We start from the raw sequence: 24,340 nt of genomic DNA on the forward strand, positions 1-24,340 counted from the left end.
AAACCGCAACGTTAGGCATGCGGTTTTAATTTAAACAATTTTAATCTATTTATTTAGATCATATTTTTTTGTCAAGCTTATATGTATTTCTCAACTTTTTTAGTTGCTTAGAAATTTCTTGATTTATGATGTATGAAAAAGGGTTAAATGTAATTCTTTCATTTGTTTCAAAATATTTATCTAAAAAACCAAATGTTGTTTCACCATACATTGAGTATAGAATTTCGCCTATTTTGGTGTCTAGCCAAATATATTTATTAGCAAGAATTTTTCTATCCAAAAAAAGAATCATATTTGGCAATTTGTCAAGAATTTCTAAGGTAGTTAAACTATATAATTTTTCTTCTGATTCTGACTTTGTTAGGAAGAAATCTCTTTTTATTGAGTCAATAATTTTATGTTTACTAAGATAGTAGTAATAACAGAAAAATGTGTGGCCTCATTCTTGGTTATATTCTTCTTCCCCGTCATATAGTTTGCAAAAATCATCATGTTGTTTCTTATTTATTTCCTCAATCGAGAAAATTTTAGTGAAATCTTCATAGGAATTTAACGGCTCATTAAGTTTTTTTAACAAATTTTTTGATTCCTCATATAACACATTTTCATTTTGAATATTTTCGTTTTTCTCTGGTTGCATATTTATTCTTCCCCATTTTTAGAATAATAAAGAATTTATAATTTGATTTCTTAATAACATTTAGTTGTTAAAAATATTAAACGTTATTTATCTTATTATTTCTTTATTCATATATGGAACTAAAACTTTTGGAACAGTTATCGAACCGTCTTCATTTTGATAATTTTCTAAGATAGCAGCAACAACTCTATCAATGGCCAAACCAGAACCATTTATTGTGTATGCATATTTAGTTTTTCCCTCTTTAGTTCTATATCTAATTTTTGCTCTAATTGCTTGAAAATCCTTATAAATTGAAATTGAACTAGTTTCGCGATATCTCTGCTCAGAAGGAATTCACAACTCAAGGTCAATTGTTTTAGCTGACCCAAATCCCGTATCACCTGTTGATAATATAAGCTCTCTAAAAGGTATTTCTAGTAATTCTAAAATGCTTTTTGCATCATTGACCGTTTTTTGTCATTCCAATAAACCGTCTTCTTGTTTAACAAATTTAACTAGTTCAACTTTGTGAAATTCGTGTTGTCTAATTAAACCTTTTGTATCTTTTCCACCACTCCCAGCTTCAGATCTAAAGCATTTAGTATACGCGACATATTTGATAGGATTTTCAAGATTTAATATTTCATCGTAATGCAAATTGGTGACTGGAACTTCAGCAGTTGGTATCAGCCATAAGTCACTATTTTCGACCTTAAAAAGATCTTCGCCAAATTTTGGGAGTTGTCCTGTGCCATAAAGCATATTTGAATTAACTAGGTGCATTGGCATAATTTCTTTATATCCATTTTTTATATGTGTATCTAACATGAAATTTTCAAGCGCCCTAATTAATCTAGCCCCATCGTTTTTATAAAGTGCAAAGCGTGATTTTGAAAGTTTAACGGCTCTTTGGAAATCCACAATATCAAGCTTAGTTGCGATTTCATAATGCGGCAAGACATTTTTAACTAATCCACGTCCAAGGTTAGCATATTCGCCAATGCAAACATTATCCTCATCGCTTAATCCTATTGGTACGTCATCATACGGGATATTAGGTATTTGTAATAATAACTTATTTACTTCTTTGACAATTTGATTTGTTTCAGATTCGATTGATTCAATTTGTTTTTTGGCTTCATTTACTTCTAGCATTAGCAAGTTATAATCTTGGTTATTTCTTTTTTTGATTCCTATTTCTTCGCTTAGTTTATTTCTTTTGGCCTGAAGACCTTCTAAATTATGAATCAATGAATTTCTTTTGTCACCAAGTTCATAAATTTTATCAAGTGCTAAATGGTCAAAATTTCTGTTAGCAAGTTTTTTAATTACTTCTTCCTTATTTTTTAAAAGATATTTTAGATCAATCATATTTTAAACTCCCTGAATTAAACTATCAATAATTTTATACTTTTTTAATAAAGTATGGTTGTTATTAACTTTAATTTGCATATCCTTAAATAGGTCATAAAAAAGTATGATTGTGCTACAATTAAAAAGATATGCTTAAACAGAATTTTATAGTAACTGGAACATTTGAAAAAGTGTTATGGAGATCAAGAGATCAGCGTACAGCAATTGTGGCTTTTAAAGTTTTAGAAAATGATAAAAAAAATCCCATAATCTTAAATTCCTATAATTCAATAACCATAACTTTTTATGATCATTTATTTGACGAATTAAAAATTGAAATTCACGAAAAAAAATATGAAATAAGCGTAATTAAAAATAACCTTTCAAAATATAATGATAGTTATTTGATCGATTCCCAAATCCCCTTTAAAAAAGTTACATCTGAGCTTCTAATTGAGGAAAAAAATGAATATTTAAGTCAAGTTTTTAAATTAGAGCTATTTAATGAATTAAAAAATGTTAAGTTTAATACATTAATAAGAGATTTAGGAGAAGATGTTTTTCAAAAAATTTATGACGATAAAAAGCTTTATGGCCAAACATTTGGTATTACTGCGGAAGATTGAAAAAGACTTGTGGAAATAATAAAAAATAACTTTCAATATTTAATTGATATATCACACCTTTTTAAGATTAATGTTTCAAAGGCAACAAGCAGGTTAATTTTAAAGAAATTTAGTAGCCTTAAAAGTTTTTTAGATGAGTATTTTGATAATTTATACGATTTTTATTTTGACCTTGAAGAATATGAAAATATTAAGATATCTGATATTGATAAGATTGCAATTGAATTTAATCCTACATCGTTAGTTCAAAAAAACGCAACTTATTTATACGCATTTGTGGAAGAATATTTTTTTAATTCTGGTAATACGCGAATTAAAGTAGATAAATTTTATAAAACCCTATGTATTATTTTTAATAATGAAATTTTTAATAGTATTAAAAAACATTTTGATGAGACAGTTGCCCAATTATTAGAAAAAAGATTGCTTATTTCTTTAAAATACATTGATGGTGAGTACTATACTACTCGCGATACAATCTATAAAGAAGAATATGTTGTAAAGCGTCTTTCATATATATTAAAGAAATCAAATTACGAAGAGCCTAATATTTTAAATATTCCATCGATTTTTGATGCACAACAAGTCACAGCTATTAAATCGGCTTTAACTGAGAATTTAGTATTAATTACTGGCAATCCCGGGACTGGTAAAACATTAATAACTAATGAAATTATTGACCAATTAGCTAAAAAATATGATCATAACGATATAGCAATTTTAACTCCGACTGGTCGAGCAACAATTAATATTAATATAAAGCAAGAAAATATGAAGGCCCAAACTATTCATAGTTTTTTGCGTTGAGATCAAGAAAGTAACAGATTTTTTACTAATGAAGATTCAACCTCTGATATTAGTATTTTAATTATTGATGAGTTTTCAATGGTGTCATTGGATTTATTTTATAATCTTTTAAAAGGTATATCAAAATATACATTAGCTAAAATTATCTTAGTTGGTGACAAGGATCAATTGCCGGCCATCGGCAGTGGCTACTTAATTAAAGATTTTATTGAGAATAATATTTTTAAAACTATTATTTTAACTAATATATATCGTCAATCTGGAAACTTTGATATTGTTAAAGATGCTTTAAAAATAAATGAAGGGGTATTTCCGGATTTTGAATCAAAAAATTCTGAATTTTATCCAACAAATCGCCTTGAACTTAAAAATAAATTAATTAAGAAGATTGAAGAATTATTAGCTCAAGGCTATACAAAAAAAGACATAGCTATTCTTAGTCCAATATATCGTTATGAAACTGGTATTGATGAAGTTAATGAGGCTCTTATTAGTTATTTTAGAAATAAAGAAAAACCTGAAGTCGCTAAATATCGTGAAAGAACATTAGCAATTAATGATAAAATTATCAACCTAGTTAATGATTCTAAATTGAAGGTTTTTAATGGCGAAATAGGTTATATTTCGAAATTTATATATGCTAAATCAACAACAAAAAAGGAACCCATTTTATCACACATTTCCATTGAATTTGATAGTGATGACAAAGTGGTTACCTTACCGAGAGCCTATTTTTTTGAAAATACCTATTCAGCCTATTGTACAAGTGTTCACAAATATCAAGGTAGTGAGTGCAAGGCCGTAATTGTAATTTTATTCTCAGAAGCCAAAAAATTATTAAGTAAAAAATTAATATATACGGCAATAACAAGAGCAAAGCAATATAGTGTTATTATAGGCGAAAAAAGTGCGCTAGAATTTGGTATTGCAAATGATGATGATTCGAAAAGAATTACTAATATTCAATATCTATGAATGAAAAATCATAAATAACAAATATTTTGTTTTAATTTTTAATTATTTAAGGAGAAATTATGAAATTAATTGTTGGATTGGGAAACCCAGGTGTTGAGTATGAAAGAACAAGACATAATGTAGGTTTCATGGTTATTGACAAACTTGCTGAGAAATTAGAATGTCCCCTAAAGGAAAAAAAGTTTAATGGAATTTTTTATAAGGATAGTGAAATAATTTTAGCTAAACCCTTGACATATATGAATAATAGTGGCGAATTTATTAAAGCAATTTGCGATTATTTTGAAATAATGATCGACGATATCATTGTCGTTTATGATGATATGGATACCGAACTTGGCAAAGTTACTATTAGACAATCAGGTTCTTCGGGAGGCCATAATGGCATTAAGAGCATTATAAACCATCTAGGCACCCAAGATTTTAAACGTTTAAAAGTGGGGATCGGTAGAAAGGAAAACGCTATTAACTTTGTTTTAGGAAAATTTAGTTATAGTGATTCATTGGTAATTGAAAAAGTTATTGATGCAGCATCTGATGCCTTAATTCAATTTATTAGTAATGATATTCGTTATGTTATGAATAACTATTCAGGTAAAATTTATGGAAAATAAGTTAATTGAATTAAGACAAAAATTTTTTAATGAATTTATTAATAACCTTGTTTCATTGGATGAAACCTTTATCCTTGGCATTAGTGGTGGACCTGATTCAATGTGACTGCTCAATCTTATGAAAAATCAAAAAATTATTGTTGCTTGTGTTAATTATAATAAGCGTGAGGACTCGTGAAAAGATGAAAAAATAGTTCGAGATTTTTGCTATAAAAATAACATAGTATGCGAAATTTTTTCAATAGAAAAATCAAATGATCATGTTGGTAATTTTCAAAAAATAGCACGTGATCAAAGATATACATTTTATAAAAAAATTTATGATAAATATAAGGCTAATTATTTAGTTCTTGCGCATCACAAGGATGATTGTCTTGAAACATTCTTATTTCAGGAGCAAACTTTTAGACACCCAAAACAATATGGAATAATGCCATTAAATAAAATTAATAACATGAATATTTTTAGACCGATGATTAATTTGTGATATAAAGATGAAATTTTAGCATTCTGTAATCAATTTGCGATTCCATATGCTATTGATTATACAAATAATTTGCCTATATATACTAGAAATAAAATTAGAATTGGACTAAAAAAATGTTCTTCCTTACAAAAAGATGAATTATTTCTAAAATTAAAATTCTTGAATAAAGAATTAGAGGAAAAACAAAATCTTGTAAATAATGAATTTAAAAAGTTTAGGGAATCTAATTACAATTATAAAATTCTAAACTTTGATCATTGCTATATTAATGAAATTTTATTTGAATATTTGCACGCTAATGTTAAGGATATTAAAATTTCATTAAATAAATTAAATTCATTTAAAAAGTTTATTATGTCCCAAAAAAATTTTAAAGGTTTTAAAATTAATGATGAAGTAATTATCTATAAGAAGCAAGCGTCTCTAAAAATTTGTAAAAATTAATTTTTATTTTATAATTTTGCTAATAAATTATATTAAATTACTATAGAAAGGAGTTTTATATGGGAAATAAAAATAACTCTCCACAACCGAAAGAAAAGAAAAAAATTGGATTATTTGGAATAGTTGGGATTTTTATTGCTATTGTTGCCTTTATAGTTCTTGTTTTAATTGCAGTTGATCAAATTCGTGCTGCTTCAATCAAATACGAGAATCTAGGTTTTTTAGAAAAAGTCGTAAGAGAAACAGCAAAAAGTCAAACTGATGGTCTTTATGTTTCGCAATGATTAGAAAATACTTATTCTGATACTTTAAATATTACAGTTAATGGAACCCAGAATGAATTGCAATTTTTGCTTGGTCGAAAATTTTATCCCTTTTCATCTTATTCATTTACGATTAACTTAAGTGGATTATTAGAAAGGGAATTACCATCTTCATTAATTTCATGAACAAATACTAAAACATATTATGAAGCTCTTAGTGCCATAACTTCAACAAGTGGTGGTATTTCTGGCTCATTTAGTTCAGCACCAATTCCACAGGCTGGCATCTTCGAAAAATACATAAGTCCAGCAATTAATGTAATCTTCTTTGGAATTATTATTATTGCTATTGTATTTAGCTTAAAATCAATGTCAAGAAGAGGATTGGGCGGTGATTTTGGTATAGGTAATAAATCATTAGCACAAAGAGTATATTCAAATAAAAAATTCTCAGATATAGCAGGAAATGAGGAAGTTAAGGAAGAAGTTAAAGAATTAGTTGATTATTTAAAAAATCCTAATAAATATGATGCTGCGGGTGCCAGAATCCCTAAAGGTATTTTACTTGGAGGCCCTCCAGGAACTGGTAAAACCTTAATTGCAAAAGCTACAGCAGGGGAAGCTAATGTGCCTTTCTTCTTTATTTCTGCTTCGAATTTTGTGGAAATGTTTGTTGGTCTTGGGGCCAAACGTGTTAGAGATATGTTTGAAGAAGCAAGAAAACATGCACCTGCAATTATATTTATCGATGAATTGGATGCTGTGGGTAGATCGCGGGGCGCTGGAATTGGTGGCGGAAATGATGAAAGAGAACAAACTCTTAACCAATTGCTAGTAGAAATGGACGGCATTAAGGAAAATAGTGGAATTTTAATTATGGCAGCAACTAACAGAACAGATGTTCTTGATCCTGCCTTATTAAGACCTGGTCGTTTTGATAGAACTATTACTGTCGGACTTCCTGATATTAAAGAAAGAGAACAAATCCTAATATTACATGCGAGAGGAAAAAGAGTTGATCCTAAAATTAGTTTCTCACAATTGGCTAGAAGAACTCCTGGATTTTCGGGTGCACAACTCGAAAATGTAATTAATGAGGCTTCATTATTGAGTGTTAGAGAAAGAACTCTATTTATTACTTTAGAACAAATTGATGAAGCTATTGATAGAGTTATGTCGGGTCCTGCTAAGAAATCAAGAACAATTTCTGAAAAAGAAAATATAGCAGTTGCGTATCATGAAGCGGGTCATGCCGTTGTTGGAATTAAAATGAAAGGCGGCAATAAGGTACAAAAGATTACCATTATCCCTCGTGGTCAGGCAGGTGGATATAATTTAATGATGCCTGAGGAAGAAAAATACAATCGTTCAAAATCAGAATTAATTGCTATTATTACTTCATTTATGGGTGGCCGTGTCGCCGAGGCAATTATTTATGGAAAGGAAAATGTGTCAACTGGTGCTAGTGATGATATTGCTAAGGCAACATCTATTGCACGTAGAATGGTTACTGAATGAGGTTTATCTGATTTAGGTCCTATTAAGTATGAGGAAGATACATCAAATCCATTTTTAGGGCGTGATTATATGAAAAACGCTTCCTTTTCAAACAAGGTCGGCCAAGAAATTGATGAACAAATTCGCAAAATTATTCTTACAGCAGAACGCGAAGCACATAAAATTATTTCAGAGAATCGCGATTTATTAGAGTTAATTAAAGATGCTCTTATTATTAAAGAAACAATCGTTGCTGAGGAAATTGAATATATTGCTGAAAATATGAAATTACCAGAAGGGCTAAGCAAAACAAAAGAACAATTAAAAGTAGATTATTCAGAAGTTGATTTTAATAATTTATTTAATGAAGTTTCAGGAGCTAAAAAAATAACTGAGGATAAATATAAAAACGACTTAGCAGAGGAACTTGCAAAACATGATGTTCCATTGGATGATAATTTGTCTGGTAATGATGAAAATGATGATAATAATTAAAATTGAATAACTTTTTATTTAAAATCCCAATAGACAATAACATGGTGTCTTTTGGGATTTTAATTTAATAATTTGTCATATGTGTTATATTAAGTGTCTTTTTTAGCTTTAATTTGTTTATGTAATTGTTATATATTATAATTTAGTTAATTATAAATTACTGTATAGATAATGTAAATTAAACACGCAAAGGAAGAAAAGATTATGAAGAAGAGTTTATTAAAAATATTATTGCCCTTAACAAGTATCGGAATTGTTCCTGTTTTAGCAGTTTCGTGCTCTAATTCTGAAAAACAATTATTAGAAAAAGAAATTGAAAATGTTAATAAAACTATCAAAGAGGATAAAAGTTTAACTGCTGAAACAAAAGTTTTATTAGCGCAAAGTGTTACAAAGACAAGAAAATTATTAGCACAAGCGAAGTCAGATGCAGAAATTAAACAAATAAAGGATGCATTTATTAATGAAATTAATGAGATTAAATTAAAAAACAAACAACAACCAACACCTAAACCAGATGACAAACCAGGCGATAATCCAAGCGCTCCTATTGATGAAACAAAAAAAGAAAATCAAGTAATTAAGAAATTAAAAGATATCTTTGAGGTTAGCGAAGAAAATAAAACTAAATATGGTGCTAAATTATTAAATAAAGAAGTTTGATTATGATATGGCAGAAAAGATAAAAATATAGTTGTAACACAACAAGGTAAGAATCCTAATTGAAGCAAGCCACAACAAGTAATTTTTAGTATAAAGTCATCTGATACATTTGATGGAACACAACTTGTTAATGCTAAAGATTCTACATATGAAGGAAAAAAAGGAAAAGCGTTACAATCAAGATTAGATTATAAAATAATTAATAAACAAGAAAAAGAAGATGATAAAAAACAAAATAAACTAATTGAATTTGAAGTTGTTGTAGAATACAAGGCAGCAACATTTAATAAGAATGGAAATCATACAATATCAGATATTTCTAATACTTCTACTATAAAGTTTTCTATAGCAAAACCTTTAGAAGACCCAAAAGTAAAATCTGTTGATGAATTTATAAAGACTACTATAGGTAAATTTAAATTAAATAATGATTATTCAAAGAAATCAACCTTAAAGGATGATTTAAAACAAAAAAAGATTGATTTGTGATATTCATATAGCTCACATGCAATTATTTATACAGAAGTAAATCAACATCCTAACTGGAGGGATGTAAAATCAACCGACAATGTATTGTTATCTGAAAGCGATATTGAGTGAAATAAAGACGGAAAAAATTACCAGTTAGCAAACCCTTCTGTTCCTACATTCACTAATAAAAAAGGACTAGTTAGAATTAACAGCAAACTCGATTATGAGACAAAACAAAAAGAAGATGGTAAACTTACTTTGATAATCAAATACAAGGGTGCTGAATTTATTAATGGCGCTGCTCCTATTATTGGCAATGAAGTTGTTTCTTCCGAAATAGAAATTGCTTAAAATAAAAAGAAAAATAGAGGAAAATTCCTCTATTTTTATTAGTCTTAAATATTCTAAATATCGCCGGAATTTATTAATTGTTTTTTAATATCGTTAATAAGTTTTTTAGAAAAAATACCCCTTTTTAATCTGCTTTGTTCTTCTAAAAAATCAAGTTCATTATAGATGCGATAAATCAATTTTAAAGGATAATTTAACTTGGTTATCGATTCTTTAAAGTCAATTCAGTCAATAACGTTAAACTCATCATCGTTGTAACATTTAATATCAAGGTCAAAGTCAATGTATTTAATGATATTATCCTCAATAAAAAAAGGACTAGCTAAATTAACATAAATATTGTTTGGTCTATCATCATTAAGAGTTATCGAAGCATTATAAAATTTATTTTTGGCAAAGAAAAACAAAATAGGTTTTGAAACTAGCCAGTTGATATTTGATTCTTGCACTTTTGTTTTCATTAATAAAACAACAACAAAATCATCAAGATTAGCTATGATTTTACACCCTTCATATTGTCGATATAATGTGCCATCATACTTAAAAGCTTGAACAGAAACTAGCTGGCCCATTTGATATAGTTTCTTAGGTTTTCTTGATTCTAATTTTGATATATTTTCTTGTTTTGCTAAATCATGAAAACTCTTAATCTCATTATTAGAGCTCATGTATCCTCATTTTTAAATAATTAATATATGTATAAGAAACTAATTTTACTTAGTTAGTTATCATAAAAATTATAAACAAAAGTTACTAAAAACCATCTTTTTTAAAAAATATGCAAGAAGGTTTTATACAATTTTATCTATGAGATTAAGACATAATAAAAACGCATTAAGCACTCTCGAAAATAGTGAATTTTATATTAACCAATTCCCTTATACACCTAAAAAGAATGCTGTTGTTGAGATTGGTATGGGAAAGGGCAAAATGCTTTCAGAATTAGCACTATGTCATCCGGAAAACGAATATATAGGTATAGAGAAATACTCGACCCCAGCATTATCAGCGCTCAAGAAGATTGAACAAAAGTCTTTAAAAAATATGAAGATAATTGTGGGCGATGCTGCTAAACTTAATGAAATTATTGCCAATAAGGTAAAAACAATTTGGCTAACTTTTTCTGATCCATGGCCTAAAAAAAGGCATTTTAAGAGGAGACTAGTTTATAAAACTTTTTTAGAACAATATAAATCTGTTCTTGATAAGGAAGGCAAAGTTTATTTTAAGACTGATAATAATGGGTTATATGAATTTGCATTGGAACAATTAAAGGAATTTAACGCTGATATAATTTATCATACGTCGGATTTACATAATTGTAATTATCAAATTGAAAATAAATTGACTGATTATGAAGAAAAATTCAGAAATGAAGGCAAAAAAATTTATTTTATTGCTTTTAAATTTTAAACCATAAAAAGTTTATGGTTTTTTTTATGCCTTTAATTTTTATGTCTTTTTTGGTATAATTAATATATTACTTTGTAATATATTATAGGAGTAAATATGCTTAATGATGAAGAAAAAAAACTAGATGAACTAAAAATGAGCCAGGAAAAAAGCAAAGAGGAAACAATAGATGATTTTTATGCAGTTAGCGACGAAATTAAAAGAGTTTTTGATGACGAGCCAAAAGAAACAATAGATGATGAAGAGGAATATATTCCCCAAAATAATGAAAGCTATGTTGTCCAAAGTCAAATTCTAGATAGTGAAGTAAACGGACTAAGACCAGCTGATCTTGCAACGGTTATGAAGAGTTCGTTTCTTGAATATGCAATGAGTGTTATTGTTGCAAGGGCTTTACCTGATGCAAGGGATGGACTAAAGCCAGTTCATCGTAGAATATTATATGGTATGAGCGAATTAGGGATGTTTCATAATGTGCAACATAAAAAATCTGCTCGTATTGTTGGGGATGTGTTGGGTAAATATCACCCTCATGGTGATAGTTCAGTTTATGAAGCAATGGTTAGAATGGCTCAAGATTTTTCTTTGAGATATCCTTTAATTGATGGCCATGGTAATTTTGGTTCTATTGATGGCGATTCTGCTGCGGCTATGCGTTATACAGAAGCAAGGATGTCGAGGATTGCAGGCGCTATGGTTGATGGCATTAAGAAGAATACTGTTGATTTTATTGATAACTATGATGGAACAGAAAAAGAACCAGTAGTATTGCCTTCTAGATTTCCTAATTTATTAGTTTCTGGTTCATATGGTATTGCTGTTGGTATGGCAACAAGTATCCCACCTCATAATTTAAATGAGGTTATCGATGGTGTTTGTGCATTGGCAAAAAACCCTGATATTACAATAAGTGAATTAATGGAATATATTCAAGGGCCAGATTTTCCAACTGGGGGGATAATTTTTGACAAAGAAGGTTTAATACGCGCCTATGAAACAGGAGTTGGCCGTGTTACTATACGTTCAAAGGCAACTATTCAGGAATTGAGTAACGGCAAATCTAAAATTATTATTACAGAAATTCCATATGGTAAAAATAAAGCAAGCTTAATTGAAAGTATAAATCATTTAATTAAGGATAAAAAAATTGAAGGAATTTCCGATTTTCGTGATGAATCAAACCGTGATGGTATAAGAATTGTAATCGAAATTAGGAAGGCATATGTCCCAGAAGTTATTTTGAATAAATTATTTAAATTAACAGAATTTCAAACTAGATTTTCATTTAATATGGTAGCTCTAGTTAATAATGAACCGCAAAAACTTAATTTAAAAACTGCTTTAGAAGTATATTTAAAACACCAAATTAATGTTCTTACAAGAAGATTGCAATTTGATTTAGAAAAAGATTTAGCAAGAGCTCATATTTTGGAAGGCCTTAAAATTTGCGTTGAAAATATCGACCGTGTAATTGAAATTATAAAGAAATCAAAAACTGATGTAGAAGCGCAAACAGAATTAAGTAATAAGTTTAATTTAAGTGAAATTCAAACCAAGGCCATTGTTGATATGAGACTTGGCAGACTAACTGGATTAGCTATTACTAAGATGAATGAAGAGCTGGCATTAGTTCACGAAAGAATTGGCGAATATCAAAGAATATTGGGCGATAAAAATGCTTTAATTGATCTAATAATAAAAGAGTTAAACGAAATCAAAGAAGCATATGGAGATAGCCGTAAAACGCAAATTAATTGAGATGAAGCCTCTGATATTAATAATGAGGATTTGATTCCTAGAAAGGACGTTGTCATTACTGTTACTACAAATGGCTATTTAAAACGTTTAGATTTAGATGAGTACAAAGAACAAAACCGCGGTGGCGTTGGTGTTTCAACTGCTAAAACCTATCAAGACGATGATATTCAAGACATTCTGGTAGCTAATACACATACTGATTTATTGATATTTACTACTGGAGCTAAGGTTTATCGTGTAAGAGGATATGAAATCCCAGTGGGGACTAAGCAATCAAAAGGTACACCAATTATTAATATCATTGGTGCTTTAAGTAGTGATGAACGTGTTATAAAAATATTAAGTGTTGATGATAGTGACTATGATAAAAATAAATTCTTAGTAACTGTAACTAAGAAAGGAATTATTAAAAAATCACATTTATCATTATATAAATTAATTAATCGAAACGGAAAGCTAGCATTTGGATTGCGGGATGGAGATAGTCTTGTCGAGGCACTAGTTGCGACTGATAATGAGGATATCTTTATAGCAGCCAATAATTCAAAATTATCACGTTTTGAGGTGGCTGATATTAATTCAAAAGGTAGATTAGCAGCTGGTGTTGTGGGAATAAAATTAGGAGAAAATGAAAAGGTAGTTTCTGCTTCGACCTCGAGCGAGGGAAATTATATTTTTAGTCTTGGTGCAAGTGGATATGGAAAATTAAGCCTTGTTGATTCATTTAGAAAAACAAAAAGAAATTCAAAGGGTGTTTTAGCTTTAAATGAAGGAAAAGCTGGCGAACTTGCTTACTCAGCAACTGTAAAAGGAACTGAGGATATAATTGTTATAACCGACGAGGGTGTTACAATTAGATTTTCACTAAAAGCCGTAAGTATTACCGGAAGAAATGCAAAAGGAGTTAAATTAATCGATCTAAAGAAGAGAAATTCTTCTATTGTTGCAGTGGCAAAAGTAATTAACGAAACAGGCGAGGAAAATGAGACACGTCAATTGACTGATACTGAATTAAAAGATATTACCAGTGATGTTGATCTTGATATTCAAAATGAAGAAAAGACCAATAATAATGAATAAAAATTGTTTAAATAAAAAATATAATATTAAATTAGTTAGTCAAAATATTATAAAATATTAGATGTATTTAAACCAAGCACAAAATAAATCTTTTGTTGTTATATATTAAATACGCATAGTTGCAAGTAAAAGTCCATTTTAGGACTTTTTTATTACTTTTTTAGTGCTTTTATAATGCCTATGTTAATTATGCTATAATTTCACTATAAAATGAATAAATCAATCAGATTAAGAATTAAAATCAATAAAATCTAAGGGATAAAAAGGCCACTTTTTTGTGGCCTTTTCTTTTAAATTTACGGAGGAACTTTATGTCTAAAAATAGGAGAATTTTATTATCAATAGGGTTAATTTCACCATTAATTACCATTCCTGTGATATCAATTTCATGCAGTCAGGATGCAAAAAAAGATTTAAAAAAAATTAAGAATTTATTAAAAACTTCTGTTGAGGAAACAAACAGAATCTTTAGTGCAAATAAGGCATCGCTAGCTTTTAGCTTTGAAGAAGAGGAAGTTTATCAAAAGGCTATAGATAAAGCTAAGGACATTCTAAAAAATAGTAGTGATTTAATTATGATAGAATCTACTACTAATCATATGGAAATAGCAAAAAATGAAATGGAATCTAAAATTGCTAATTTGTCAAAAAAATCTGACCAAGAGTTGCTTAAATTAGCGGAATCGTATACAAGATTTAGTTATCCAAGTATAGAAAATACTACATTAGCACAAGCTGATTTGAGCAAAATTATTAAGATTTTGCCTAAGACTTTTGAATTTAGTCAATACAAGGCTGTTAAAAACGAAGAAACTAATGACATTACCTTTATATATCGACTACAAAAGAAAAATACCAATATAAGACATGAAAAAAATAAATTTTTCATTCTAACTGGATGAAAAAAAGGTATGAATCAAATAAACAAAGAATTAGAAGAAAAAACAAAATTAGATGAGAACCTTACAAAGTTAAAGATAAGATTTAATAATGAAAAGGCTTATCAAAACGTACTTACGAATGTATCAATTAATAATTTTGAAAATAAGCCTAACTTTGTTGTTTCGGAATATGATAAAAATTTGTATAATTTTGAACTTTCTAATCTAGTTAAGGTATCTGATAATGAATATAAAATTGATATTCTATTATATTCAAATACAGACAAAAAAATAAGTAAAAAGATAACCAAAACAATTGATAAAGAAAGATATGCGCATCCTTCTTCTATTAATCCTCATAATTTAACACAAGAAAAGCAAAAAGAATTTTTAGTTGCACAACTTAAGAATGTTCTTGTTTATCCTTATTATTCAAAAGATAAAACATTTATCGAAAAGGGCGATTATGCAAAATTAACTAATAAATCTTATTGATTAACAACAAAGAATCATCAATTACAATATGTTTTTAAAGATATAAAAGAAGAAAACGATATTAAAAAAATAACTATCGAAGTTTCCTTTGCCGATTGAAGCAAAAGCCCTATGATTTCATATGACGTGCAATTTGATTTGAATAAATTAGGCATTGAAGAATTAAATAATATAAGAAAGCAAAAAGGCCAAGAACCCCTTGAAGATATTCAAGCTCCAACTAATACCATTGAAAATAAACAATATAAACAAATAAAATTAGTCGATTTTAAGGAAACACCTTCTGATGAATATCTAACTAGTGATAATGGTTTTAAAAGAATTCATGATAAGGCTTTGAAGAATCTTAAATCAAAAGAATTAGTTTTAATAAATAATGAAATTAAAGAAAAAATTTTAAAAGATGGTAAAGAATTTATAGCAGCCCAACATTTTGAATTTAACAAAAATACTTATCAAATTGATTCGGAATTATTCTTTTACAATTACACCCAAACCTTTATTGATACACAAAATGTTTTAATATTCTCAAAACCAATTATTGAAAACAATAAAATTAAATCAATAAAAGTAAGTTTGGGTAGCTTAACTGATGTTCTGAATAAGGATTATGCAAGAATAAGCTCAACAAGAGTTAAAATTAACGATGAAAAAACAGCAGAAGAGGATATAAAAAGACTTCAATTAACTGAAGAAATAAAAGCAAGAGGTTTTGATAAAAAACTTAAATATAATGGTAGTTTTACCAAGGAAAATTTTGACCTTAAAAATTTAGTTTATGATGAAATAAATATACCTGAAGGATTTGAAATAATTAAACCTACAAAATTCGAGGTTAAGACCAAAAATTCTAAGACAAAAATTTCTGTAATTGTTCGATACAAAAAAAATAATGTTGAATCCTTTGCTTTTGTTACTGTATTTGAAGTTAATTAGCATAAATTTTATTGGAAATAAGTAATCTAAAAATTTATATAAATAAAATTCTAGGTTTTTACTACCTAGATTTTTATTTATAGTTTATAAACACAAAAGTAAAAAAAGTCTTAATTTTGAGCCGTGTTGATTTTATTAGAGACTAGAAATTATTTTTTGCAATATGTTAAAAAACACTTATTTTTTTAGATACATAATTAATTTTGTTTCTAATTATTCTAATAATTGGATAAACTGCAAATATAGCAAATGTATAAATTGGTATTTCAACTAAACTCTTAAATATGATAGGTACCATAAAGAAGAAGTAATATTCACTATGTTTTCATGTCCCGCTTCGGAAACGGTTATGATAGTTAATGTATGCATACGGACCTCATAATCATCTAGTTATGATTAGTATTCCAAATACAGTTAATAAAATATTGAATAATAGAAACATTGCATATTTAACGTGGACATTTCTTGTTACTAAATATGTTATTAAGAATGCTTCCGATATTATTCATATAGATGCTATTCCAAATGTAGATATGCCTATAACAGCGTTGATTGATAGTTTTCTTTTTCTTTTTAGAGACCCCTCACTAATTGGTAGGGAATTATATTCTTTTAGTAGGATTAAAATAAAAATTGTTGTAATAATGGTTAGAAAAATAAAACCAATTGCTCATGTTGCAGTTTCGTTTTTTTTATTTAATCCTCTCATAAAATATCCAGCAAGAAAAGCTATTAAAATAGGGACAATCGCATACTCAGGCATCCATGTTGATATTCCAAAGATCAGTTGATTAATCGTATCACATAATAAACCAATAATTGCCCCTTTTCAAGGCCCAAGCGCAAGACCAAAAATAATAAAAACTGCATATGTTATTGAAATGTTAAAAGCACCAATAAATACAAATTTTTCTATGGCTGCGGACACCATATATAATGATAATAATAGACCAAAAAGTGCTATTTCAAAAATTGAAAACCGATAGGTTTTAGTTTTGATATTTCTATGTATATCTTGAACTCAATTTATAAAGAAAGCACATACCCCCTTAATCATGATTTTTAAGATTAATTAATTATAGCAAATCAAATATAGAAATTAAGCTAATAAATTATAAATATGTATTTGCTGACTATAATTTGAATTATAAAAAGTAAACAAAATAATTATTGAATAATTTTTATAAAGAGCTAAATTTTGCTCATAATTTTAAATTATTTTAGGCAATTCGAATATTTGTACTATTTTTTAAATATTAAAATAATTGTAAATTTCATTTTTTAATGACTAATATATGTTTTATATTAATTTTAAAATCATAATGGAGGACGGCATTGAAGAAATCAAGTAAAATTTTGCTAACCATAGCTAGTTTATCAATATCAACGGTAGCCGCTTGTTCAGTAATATCATGTAGTAATTTGAACCCTATACAATCAGAAGTGGATATAAATAAAAAGTTAAAAGAAGATGAGACTAAAAAACCTAAAATCAATAAAATAAAGGAATTGAAAGAAAAAGAATTGGAAGAGTCCAAAAAATGAAACATCTAATGGTAAAACCTTAACACCTCAAGGAGATCGAATAAAACAAGAAGAAGATTCAACTAAAAAAGAACAGGAAATTGATAATTCCCAAAATTTGGGAGAATTTAATGATGAAGAATCTTTAAAATCTAAAAACAATGATAAAAATGATCAAGTTAACGACAGCGAAGATATGGATGATAAAGAATTCGATCCAAATAACCCCGAAGATAGCGAAGAAGAACTTAGCGATTCTGAATCTATTGAAGATGTGAATGATAAAAATGATGGTGATGATCTAGGCGATCTAATTATTGAAGATAGTAATGAAGAAGGTGATTTTGAGGATGCTAAAACAGGAATTAGTGAACAAGATTCAGCAACACCAAATGTTGTCCCAAGGGTCGCAAAAATAGTAGAAGAAATCAAAGAAAATGAAGAAATGATTACGCAAAAAAAGTAATCAACTTCAAATTATTTCTAAATCAGAATTGAATGATTTAAATGAAATAATAGAGGACGCAAAAGAACAAATTGCTAATCTATCTGAAAATAAGGCAGATGTTGATAATGCTAGCGAATATGAAACATTAATAAAGGAATATGAAGATTTAAAAACAAAGAACGAACAAAGAAAAACAAAAGTCGAAGAATTATTAAACTACAAGCCAGATAAGTCTGAATTTCCTAGTCAAATAGCTGAATTGGAACAAGAAAAAACTGATGCTAATACTCAAGTCGAACAAATTAAAATGGATTTACAAGAAAAAATAATCGATAAGAAAAATGCGGAAGAATTAATTAAAATTTTTGAAAAAAATGAAATAGAAATAGATGAGAGAATAGATTTATATAAACGTTTATCGGTAGCTAATTTGGTAATTAAGTATATTGATAATCAAATAGAGGGCCTAATGAAGAATAAAACAATTAGTTCCACAAATGATGATAGTAATGAAACATTATCCATGGAATTGAAGCAAAAGAAGGATAATCTTTATAGATTAAGAGAGAAAATAAAAGATCTAATTGCGAAGGTATTTCAGGAAGAAATAGAGATTTCTAAATATTTATAAGCAAAAAATATAAATATAGGCAAAATGATAATATAAGGTAGTTATATATACTATCCTATTTTTTTATCTTATTTTTTAATGCTTTTAGAACAAAACTAAAAAGCATATTTTATTATGACAAAAATAAATCTATTGTTTTTTGTTGAAAAATTTTCCAAAAAAAAAAAAAATGGTTTAATTTTTTTTATCTAAAAATTGCATTAAGGAGATATTATGAAAAAATCTAACAAAATTTTATTAACATTAACTAGCATTTCCTTGCCTTTTATAGCAGCTGCAACTGTTATTTCATGTAGTACAAACAATGATAAAAAACCTAATGATTCTAAAATAGATGATCAAAAGAAACTAGATGATCCTAAAAAGAAGGAAGAAGGCAAAGAACAAGAAAAGAAACCAGAATCAGAAATTAAGAACCAACATAAAAATGGTGAAGGTAAAAATAAATCTGAAACCGGTAAAATAAATGATGCAGATGTCCCTTCATCTTTTGAATTGTTGGGATATGATAGAGAAGATGTTAAGCTAGAAGATTTTAATCGTCAAATTTTTGGAACACCAGATGTACCAAAAGATCATCAAACACCTCCAGCATATGAGTTATTAAACTTCGGCTCGTCAGATATAAGTTATGATGATTTTGATAGACAAATTAATGGATCAATGGTAGTTAATCCTAAAGCACAAAAAATACAAAATGAAATTAAGGTTAATGAAGAAAAAATTGATAAAAAAACCGTTGAACTTGAAACTATTTCTAAATCAGAATTGAATGATTTGGAAGCAGTTATTGAGGATGCAGACGAGCAAATTGATAATTTAACTCAAAGCAAAGCCGACGATGCTGATAATGCTAAGGAATACGAAGCATTAATAAAGGAATATGAAGATTTAAAAACAAAGAGCAAACAAAAAAAAGAAGAATTATTCAATTATAAGGAAAATAACTCTAAGTTTTCTAATCAAATAGTCGAATTAGAACAAGAAAAAACCGACGCTGATTCCCAAATTGTTGAGTTAAAAAAACTATTAAATGATAATGAATTCAATAATAAAAATATTAATGATTTAATTAAAGTCTTTGAAAAAAATAAACAAGAAATTGATAAAAGAATTAATATATATAAACGCCTTTCAATAGCTAATGCCATAGCAGAAGATATCAAGAAGGAAATAGGGGAATTAGAAAAAACTACTGTTAAACATCCTGAAGATGAAGAATTAAAAACACAATTAAATAATAAAATGAAAACTTTAAATAAATTAAGTGAAGAAATTGAAGATTTAATTGCAAAGGTATTTCAAAAGGAAATAGAACTTGAACTAAATTTGTAGGTAGCACAAAAAAATTTTAATAAGATGATTTTGTAGTCATCTTATTTTTTATATTAATGGCTTAAACCAAGTAGACTTAATTGATAAAACTAAGAATAACTTTTATTTATAAAAACAGATTTTTTTGATATTTTGTTGATAAATTTCACAAAAAAAAAAAAAAAACTATGGTGTAATTTAGTAAATTGATAAACATTTTAAGGGGAAATTTATGAAAAAATCTAACAAAATTTTATTAACATTAGCAAGCATTTCAATACCTTTTATAACAGCTGCAACTGTTATTTCTTGCAGTTCAAATAATGATAATAAACCTAGCAATCCTAAAATAGATGATCAAAAGAAACCACAAGATCCTAAAAAGAAAGAAGAAAGCAAAGAACAAGAAAAGAAACCAGAAGATTCTAAAAAGAAAGAAGAAAGCAAAGAACAAGAAAAGAAACCAGAAATTAAACATTTAGGAAAAACCCTTCCAGAAGGCAGAACAGAAGATGAGGACACTAAAGACACTGTTGTATCACCATCTCTTCCAGAAGTTACACCTGACCCTAAAGAAGATGAGTTGTTAAGCAACTTGACAGATGAAGAAATAGAAGAAATGTTTAAAATAGAATCATTACAAAAAAGTTTACAAGAGATTGAAAAACAAATCAAAGAAGAGGATTTAATTAAACTTTTTAATTCTCTTAAAGAAAAGGGTTTAATCAAAACACCTGATACTAAAAAAGATGATATAACACCAAAAATTAGTCCAAAAGCACAAGAAATACAAAATGAAATTAAGGTTAACGAAGATGAAATCGATAAAAAAACCGTTGAACTTGAAACTATTTCTAAATCAGAATTGGATGATTTAAAAGCAGCTATTGAAGATGCAGAAGAACAAATTGAGAATCTAACTCAAAGTAAGGTTGACGATCCTGATAATGCTCAGGAATACGAAGAACTAAAAAAAGAATATGAAGATTTAAAAACAGAGAGTCAACAAAGAAAGCAAAAAGTTGAAGAATTATTAAACTACAAGGCAGATAAATCTGAGTTTCCTAATCAATTAGCAGAATTAGAGCAAGAAAGAACTGATGTGATTGCTCAAATTGAACAAATTAAAATGGATTTGCAAGAAGAAATAATTGATAAAAAAAATGCGGAAGAATTAATTAAAATTTTCGAAGAAAATAAGAGCGAAATAAATAAGAGAATAGATTTGTATAAGAAACTATCGGTGTCTAATTTGATAATTGAGGATATTGATAACCAAATAGCAGAATTGATGAAAAAACCTGATCCTTTAGCTAAAGAAAAACTAGAAAAATTGAATAAAAAGAAGGACCTTTTGTATAAATTAAGAAAGGAAATTAAAGAATTAATTGATAAAATTTCTCAAGAACAATTACAACTTGAAAAATACTTATAATGATTACTGAATTTAATAAGATGATTTAATAATCATCTTATTTTATTATTTATATTTTTTTAATATTACTAAGATCTAATAAAAATAGAGTTTTACATTTTAGAAATAAATGAATAGAAAATTAAATTTTAATATTTTTAAATAAATAACAATTTTAATAAAGTAGATACACTTTGCAAAAAAAAAAAAAAACTATGGTATATATTATATTGAAAAGCACATTAATTAAAAAGGGGAAAATATGAAAAGATCTAGTAGAATCTTGTTGTCACTAGCTAGTTTGTCTGTTCCATTTTTCACAACAATAGTTGTAATGTCATGTAGTAAAGGCATAACTAATAAGCTAGAAAAAATGACTGATAAAAAAGACAAGCAAATTAGCGATGCGAAAGGTTTAGAAAAAAATACCGATAGCCCAAAACCTGAAACTCCTGAGGGAACAATGCCGAATATCGAGGGTAATAATTCAAGTGAAAATAGTCCCGAAACAAGCCCTGAAATAAAAAAACCAGATATACATGAAGATGAATCTAAAACGGATGAAAATGATGGTGATGATCCTAGTGATAAGGATTTTGATCCTAATAATCCCGATGCCAGTGATAGCGAAGAATCAGATGATTCTGGATCTAATCAAGATAATTCACAAGGCAATGATAATGAAGGCAATAATGAATCCAATAATGCAAATAAGGATGATGCGAAAGACATGATTAAGCCTAATCCTGAAGCAGAAAAATTAGAAAAGAAAATTAATGAAAATGAAAAAATAATTGATCAAAAGAGCCAAGAACTAAAAAATGTTATTAATCAGGAATTAGATGAATTAAATAACGAAATTAGTGAAGCGAATGAACAAATTAAAAATCTTAATGAAGAAAAAGAATTTGATAAAGAAAATGAATCTGTTTTTCAAGAGTTGATAAAAGAATTTGAGGAAATAAAAAAGAATGATGAACAAAGAAAATCAGAAGTTATTAAACTTTTAACTTATAATCCAAATTATTCTGAATCTCGTCAGGAAATAATGGAACTTGAAGATGAAAAAGAAAATATAGATACACAAATCATGCAACTTATGGAATTAAAGAAGGAGGAACAAAATAATTCCTTTGATATTGATAATTTAATTAAGACATTTGAAGAATATAAGAAACAAATAGATAAAAGAATAGCGCTTTTTAAGGATTTATCGCTTGCTATTTCTGTTATAATGAATATTGATGACCAATTAGAACAAATAATGAAAAAAAACAGTAAAAATAGCGAAGATATGGAGCTAAGTTTAGAATTAAATAATAGAAAAACTAAACTTACTACTTTAAGAGAACAAATAAAAGATTTACTTGCCAATATTTTTCAACAAGAAGAACAATTATCTTTAATTCAGTAAATAGCACTAATGGTAAAAATATAGTTCATAAGAAAATCATCATTTTCAAGGAGGTTTTTCCAAATTGAAGCATAAAAAATCAACATTATTTACTTTTGAGATTATATCAGTAATTTCTATACCAGCAATTGTTTTGTCATGTCAAAAAATAGATGACATAAAACCAAAACCTCAACCTGAACCAGAACCAGTACCAAAACCTACTCCTGTCCCACCTGATCTAAAGCCAACCCCGCCTCATAAACCGCAAAAAACATTGGGTAATGATAGGACACAGCAAATCAAAGGAACAGAACTGGGCAAATTTTTACACAACGAGGAGGTTGTGGAATCTCTGTTTTTAAAGGATGTAAGTCCTAACTTTGCAAAATTTATTCACTATGTTAATCAAAAAGATGGTGTTGATAGCTGATGGTATGCTCATAATGATAATGAAGAAGGATGATTTGATATCAATAAGGAATTTACTCGTGGCGATAACTTTTTATGTGGTGCTATTGTAGTGGTTAATTCTTTACATTATTGAATTAAACAAAATAGGCAATATTTAGATAAATATTTACTAGATCCTAGAAAGGGAGTAATTTCATTTAAAAACTCATTGCAGGATATTACAATTGATTTTCGCAACTTGAATACCTTTGTTAATCATATAGGAAATGATGGAATTCGAACTACAAGAGAAAATAGCGTACTTTTTGAATGAATTAAAAAAGATTATGGTGGTAATGTTGATAAAAGAACTGGGAAGGGCTTTGTTACACCATTTAAATTATTTGATGAATTAATAAATGGTTATCCGTACTTTCGCATCGGACCGAAATCGCAACAGTTAAATAATCCAAATAATTGGAGTCTTAAAGCTAACTGAAAAGGATTTTTTAAAGATGTGTTTGAAAGTAATATTTTATCAAATAGATGGTCATTTAGAAATGCACATAGTGCAAAGAATCTAAGTGAAAGATTAAGAAATGAAATAATATCAAATAAGGCACTTGCTATCTCTCATACCTATGGTTCAGTTGTTGTTAATCATATTGTTAATGTTTGGGGAGCTGATTTTGATAAAGACGGGATAGTTAAGGCCCTTTATGTAACTGACTCAGATGATCAGGAAGCCTTCTTTGAACAAGACGGAATTAAAAAACGTCTTGGTATTAAGAGATACAAGGTGAATTTTGATACTCAAAAGGGGAAAGTTTTTATCGGTGCTAAAAAAGAAAATATAGCTGAGGCATTAGATATTTACACTTTTAGTTTAGGAACCACATATTGAGAGCAATACTTTAAGAATTTATCTAAAAATAAGCAATAAAATTTGGGTTATTAATAAAAACCCGATTTTTTTTCTATGCTTCAAAATG

19 protein-coding genes are annotated in these 24,340 nt (G+C 27.8%); 16 read left to right on the top strand and 3 right to left on the bottom strand.

Going from position 1 to position 24,340, the window contains the following annotated elements:
- Positions 1–49 precede the first annotated feature (49 nt).
- Complete coding sequence (locus ACWXVQ_RS01590) at positions 50–640, bottom strand: hypothetical protein (protein ID WP_456013355.1); 591 nt, start codon at positions 638–640, stop codon at positions 50–52.
- Between the two features lie 87 nt (positions 641–727).
- Positions 728–1,993: a serine--tRNA ligase gene (gene serS, locus ACWXVQ_RS01595; protein ID WP_438340536.1), complete on the bottom strand. Its 1,266-nt coding sequence runs from the start codon at positions 1,991–1,993 to the stop codon at positions 728–730.
- Positions 1,994–2,124: 131 nt separating this feature from the next.
- On the opposite strand from serS, the gene ACWXVQ_RS01600 reads away from it, so the two are divergent.
- The 5 genes from ACWXVQ_RS01600 to ACWXVQ_RS01620 all read left to right on the top strand — a co-directional run bounded on the left by ACWXVQ_RS01600 (position 2,125) and on the right by ACWXVQ_RS01620 (position 9,668).
- Positions 2,125–4,401: an ATP-dependent DNA helicase gene (locus ACWXVQ_RS01600; protein ID WP_456013357.1), complete on the top strand. Its 2,277-nt coding sequence runs from the start codon at positions 2,125–2,127 to the stop codon at positions 4,399–4,401.
- 41 nt (positions 4,402–4,442) lie between these two features.
- Positions 4,443–4,997, top strand: a complete 555-nt coding sequence (gene pth / locus ACWXVQ_RS01605; protein WP_444704941.1) for an aminoacyl-tRNA hydrolase — start codon at positions 4,443–4,445, stop codon at positions 4,995–4,997.
- Positions 4,987–5,928 (top strand): tRNA lysidine(34) synthetase TilS, encoded by a 942-nt coding sequence (gene tilS / locus ACWXVQ_RS01610; protein ID WP_456013359.1) that lies wholly within the window; start codon positions 4,987–4,989, stop codon positions 5,926–5,928. Before pth ends, tilS begins: the two co-directional genes overlap by 11 nt.
- Positions 5,929–5,987: 59 nt before the next feature.
- The gene (gene ftsH / locus ACWXVQ_RS01615) at positions 5,988–8,183 is read left to right on the top strand and encodes an ATP-dependent zinc metalloprotease FtsH (RefSeq protein ID WP_455965999.1); all 2,196 of its coding nucleotides are present in this window, start codon (positions 5,988–5,990) and stop codon (positions 8,181–8,183) included.
- A 204-nt stretch (positions 8,184–8,387) separates the two neighbouring features.
- Positions 8,388–9,668, top strand: coding sequence for a hypothetical protein (locus ACWXVQ_RS01620; RefSeq protein ID WP_456013361.1), 1,281 nt, complete (start codon positions 8,388–8,390; stop codon positions 9,666–9,668).
- Between the two features lie 53 nt (positions 9,669–9,721).
- On the opposite strand, the gene ACWXVQ_RS01625 is transcribed toward ACWXVQ_RS01620, so the two are convergent.
- Positions 9,722–10,336 carry a DUF402 domain-containing protein gene (locus ACWXVQ_RS01625; RefSeq protein WP_438340542.1) on the bottom strand — a complete coding sequence of 205 codons (615 nt, stop codon included), beginning with the start codon at positions 10,334–10,336 and terminating at the stop codon, positions 9,722–9,724.
- Positions 10,337–10,475: 139 nt separating this feature from the next.
- Between ACWXVQ_RS01625 and trmB the strand changes: the two genes are divergently transcribed.
- From trmB to ACWXVQ_RS01680, 11 genes are all read left to right on the top strand, one after another.
- Positions 10,476–11,081, top strand: coding sequence for a tRNA (guanosine(46)-N7)-methyltransferase TrmB (gene trmB, locus ACWXVQ_RS01630; RefSeq protein WP_456013363.1), 606 nt, complete (start codon positions 10,476–10,478; stop codon positions 11,079–11,081).
- Positions 11,082–11,177: 96 nt separating this feature from the next.
- Entirely contained in the window at positions 11,178–13,919 is a 2,742-nt protein-coding gene (gyrA, locus tag ACWXVQ_RS01635; protein WP_456012514.1) for a DNA gyrase subunit A, read from the top strand.
- A 311-nt stretch (positions 13,920–14,230) separates the two neighbouring features.
- Positions 14,231–16,231, top strand: coding sequence for a variable surface lipoprotein (locus ACWXVQ_RS01640; protein ID WP_456013365.1), 2,001 nt, complete (start codon positions 14,231–14,233; stop codon positions 16,229–16,231).
- A 359-nt stretch (positions 16,232–16,590) separates the two neighbouring features.
- On the top strand, positions 16,591–17,217 hold the full coding sequence (locus tag ACWXVQ_RS01645) for a hypothetical protein (RefSeq protein WP_438340546.1): 627 nt from the start codon (positions 16,591–16,593) through the stop codon (positions 17,215–17,217).
- A 349-nt stretch (positions 17,218–17,566) separates the two neighbouring features.
- On the top strand, positions 17,567–17,785 hold the full coding sequence (locus ACWXVQ_RS01650; protein ID WP_444704948.1) for a hypothetical protein: 219 nt from the start codon (positions 17,567–17,569) through the stop codon (positions 17,783–17,785).
- Between the two features lie 88 nt (positions 17,786–17,873).
- Positions 17,874–18,221: a hypothetical protein gene (locus ACWXVQ_RS01655; protein WP_438340548.1), complete on the top strand. Its 348-nt coding sequence runs from the start codon at positions 17,874–17,876 to the stop codon at positions 18,219–18,221.
- On the top strand, positions 18,193–18,834 hold the full coding sequence (locus tag ACWXVQ_RS01660; protein WP_456013366.1) for a hypothetical protein: 642 nt from the start codon (positions 18,193–18,195) through the stop codon (positions 18,832–18,834). The genes ACWXVQ_RS01655 and ACWXVQ_RS01660 overlap by 29 nt, the downstream gene beginning before the upstream one ends.
- 213 nt (positions 18,835–19,047) lie before the next feature.
- Positions 19,048–20,169 (top strand): hypothetical protein, encoded by a 1,122-nt coding sequence (locus ACWXVQ_RS01665; RefSeq protein ID WP_456013367.1) that lies wholly within the window; start codon positions 19,048–19,050, stop codon positions 20,167–20,169.
- Between the two features lie 211 nt (positions 20,170–20,380).
- Positions 20,381–21,583, top strand: a complete 1,203-nt coding sequence (locus tag ACWXVQ_RS01670; protein WP_456013369.1) for a hypothetical protein — start codon at positions 20,381–20,383, stop codon at positions 21,581–21,583.
- A 241-nt stretch (positions 21,584–21,824) separates the two neighbouring features.
- A complete protein-coding gene (locus ACWXVQ_RS01675; protein WP_456013371.1) occupies positions 21,825–22,976 on the top strand; it encodes a hypothetical protein in 1,152 nt (383 codons plus the stop codon).
- A 64-nt stretch (positions 22,977–23,040) separates the two neighbouring features.
- Positions 23,041–24,291 carry an IdeS/Mac family cysteine endopeptidase gene (locus tag ACWXVQ_RS01680; RefSeq protein ID WP_456013372.1) on the top strand — a complete coding sequence of 417 codons (1,251 nt, stop codon included), beginning with the start codon at positions 23,041–23,043 and terminating at the stop codon, positions 24,289–24,291.
- Positions 24,292–24,340: the final 49 nt, after the last annotated feature.

This window comes from Mycoplasma sp. 527 (genome assembly GCF_053851595.1).